General features: G+C 55.2%; 3 protein-coding genes. 2 read left to right on the forward strand and 1 reads right to left on the reverse strand.

The features are described from left to right. The first annotated feature begins 29 nt into the window (after positions 1-29). Both purE and QZP87_RS03555 read left to right on the forward strand, forming a co-directional pair. Positions 30-512: a 5-(carboxyamino)imidazole ribonucleotide mutase gene (gene purE, locus QZP87_RS03550; RefSeq protein ID WP_291321539.1), complete on the forward strand. Its 483-nt coding sequence runs from the start codon at positions 30-32 to the stop codon at positions 510-512. Then, the gene (locus QZP87_RS03555) at positions 512-1,153 is read left to right on the forward strand and encodes a queuosine precursor transporter (protein WP_291321540.1); all 642 of its coding nucleotides are present in this window, start codon (positions 512-514) and stop codon (positions 1,151-1,153) included. Before purE ends, QZP87_RS03555 begins: the two co-directional genes overlap by 1 nt. A gap of 7 nt (positions 1,154-1,160) precedes the next feature. Here QZP87_RS03555 and purD read toward each other — a convergent pair whose 3' ends face one another. Beyond that, a complete protein-coding gene (gene purD / locus QZP87_RS03560) occupies positions 1,161-2,429 on the reverse strand; it encodes a phosphoribosylamine--glycine ligase (RefSeq protein ID WP_291321541.1) in 1,269 nt (422 codons plus the stop codon). Between the last annotated feature and the right edge of the window lie 103 nt (positions 2,430-2,532).

Consider the following 2,532-nt stretch of genomic DNA (forward strand, 5'->3'; position numbering starts at 1 on the left):
ACAAAAACCAGCAATCAGGAGTACACAACATGCCCAAAGTAGCAATCTTCATGGGAAGCAAGTCCGATCTGGACCTGGTCAGACCCTGCGCCAAGATTCTAAGCGACCTGGAAATCGAGCATTTCATGACCATTTCTTCGGCCCACCGCACTCCGGTACGCACCAGAGAACTGGTGCAGGAAATGGAGTCCAAAGGTTGCAAAATCTTTATCTGCGCTGCCGGCATGGCCGCCCACCTGGCCGGAGCAGTTGCAGCCCAGACCATCAGGCCGGTTATCGGCATCCCCCTGGCTGCATCCAGCTTGAGCGGCTGGGACTCTCTGCTGGCCACAGTGCAGATGCCTCCGGGCTTTCCAGTGGCCACAGTTGCCCTGGACAAGGCCGGTGCCAGAAACGCAGCCTGGATGGCCGCCCAGATCCTGGCCCTGGAGGATGACGCCCTGGCCGGTAAAATCAGGCAGGCCCGGGAGAATATGGCCCGGGACGTGGAAGTGGCGGCCCGGGAGATCTAGTGAATGAACGTATCAGCCCGGCCCTGATCAGCCTGGCCTGCATCTTTTCCGGCAGCCTGGTAATAGCCGCGGTCATTTCTTCCAAAATAATCAGCGTGGGACCCATTGTGGTCCCGGCAGGCATCCTGGCCTACTGCCTGACCTTTGTGACCTCGGATGTCATAAGTGAGATCTGGGGGAAGAATACGGCCAGGCAGGTGGTGGCCGGAGGCTTTGCAGCCCTGGTTGTCTGCCTGGGACTGGTACACCTGGCCCTGGCCTGGCCGGGTGCTCCCTTCTGGGAAAAAGGCCAGGCCTTTGAACAAGTCCTGGGAGCAACCCCCAGGATTATTCTGGCTTCTCTGGCTGCTTATCTGGTCAGCCAGTACCACGATGTCTGGGCCTTTCACTTCTGGAAAAAGACATTTCGCGGCAGACACCTGTGGCTTAGAAACAATCTGTCCACCACCGTGTCCCAGTTGATTGACAGCACCATTTTTATCTGTATAGCATTTCTGGGAGTCATGCCCATTCTGCCCCTTATACTGGGCCAGATGGCGGTAAAACTTATAATTGCCCTCCTGGACACCCCTGTGGTGTATCTCCTGGTGTGGCTGATCAGAAGATCCGACCGGAAGGAACAATACACTACAGCCGGGTAGCCATCAATTATCGAAGACCCTTTTGACCTATGTCCCTGCGATAATACATGCCTTCAAAATGTATTCTGTCCACGGCCTGGTAGCAGCGTTTAATGGCGTCCTGCAGATCAATGCCCAGGGCTGTAACCCCCAGCACGCGTCCCCCGCTGGTGACCAGCCGCCCGTCTTTATATGTTGTGCCCGCATGAAAGACCTTGACCCGGGAATCTTCCTCGGCTTCCTCTATTCCGGTAATTTCATGCCCTTTTTCGTATTTTCTCGGATATCCCTTTGCTGAAAGAACTACACAGACTGAAGCCTCATTTTTTACCCGCAGTTCCTGTTGATCCGCCCTGCCATAAACACAGGCCATAATAACATTCAGGAGATCCGAATCCATCAGCATCATCAGAGGCTGACATTCGGGATCACCGAAACGAACATTATACTCAAGCACTTTAGGCCCGTCTGCAGTAAAAAGCAGACCTGCATACAAAACACCTTTGAAGGTCTGGTCAGTCTGTTCCAGGTGCTGCAGCATGGGCCTTATAACCATATCTGCAGTTTCCTGGTATTTTGCGGCCGGTAGCACCGGTGCCGGGCTGTAGGCCCCCATTCCCCCGGTGTTTGGTCCGGTATCGTTTTCTCCGATTCGCTTGTGATCCTGGGATGAAGGCAGAAGCAGAAATTGACGCCCGTCGCACAGGGCCAGAAATGAGGCTTCTTCTCCACTCAAGGCCTCTTCAATGACCACCCGGTCTCCGGCCTTGCCGAATACCTGCTTGACCAGCATATCATCCAGGGCTTCCCGGGCCTCTTCAAAATCCTGGGCCACCACCACCCCTTTTCCGGCAGCCAGCCCGTCTGCCTTGATCACCACCGGAAACCCGCCGGAGCGCAGTTGAGCGACAGCCTGGCTGAAATCCTCAAACACCCTGTACCGGGCGGTAGGGACTTCCGCCTCGTTCATCAGGGACTTGGCAAAGGCCTTGCTCCCTTCAAGCTGGGCAGGATAAGCCCCCGGACCGAAGCACAGAACCTTTTCCTTTTCCAGGGCGTCCGCCAGTCCAAGCACCAGGGGCAGTTCCGGCCCCACTATGACCAAATCCACATTTTTCTCCCTGGCCAGCTTTACCAGTCCGGGGATATCATCGGACTCCACGGCCACGTTCTCTCCTTCCATGGCAGTGCCGCCATTCCCCGGAGCAATGAAAAGCCTTTCCAACCTGGGACTCTGCTTGATTTTCCAGGCCAGAGCGTGCTCCCTTCCTCCAGAACCGACTATCAATATCCGCATAACTGCTCCAGTTAATTTTAACGCGGGCTCTGCCCGCAATCCAGTTATCAGTTATCTGTACTCTGTTAGTGGCTTACTCCTGAAACCCTGTCATAAAAAACAA

The sequence above is a fragment of the Desulfonatronospira sp. genome, assembly GCA_003563255.1.
Classification (GTDB): domain Bacteria; phylum Desulfobacterota; class Desulfovibrionia; order Desulfovibrionales; family Desulfonatronovibrionaceae; genus Desulfonatronospira.

Excerpts from the sequence above, each read along its gene's own strand:
- purE (WP_291321539.1), top strand. The coding sequence starts at position 30 with ATGCCCAAAGTAGCAATCTTCATGGGAAGCAAGTCCGATCTGGACCTG.
- purD (WP_291321541.1), bottom strand. The coding sequence starts at position 2,429 with ATGCGGATATTGATAGTCGGTTCTGGAGGAAGGGAGCACGCTCTGGCC.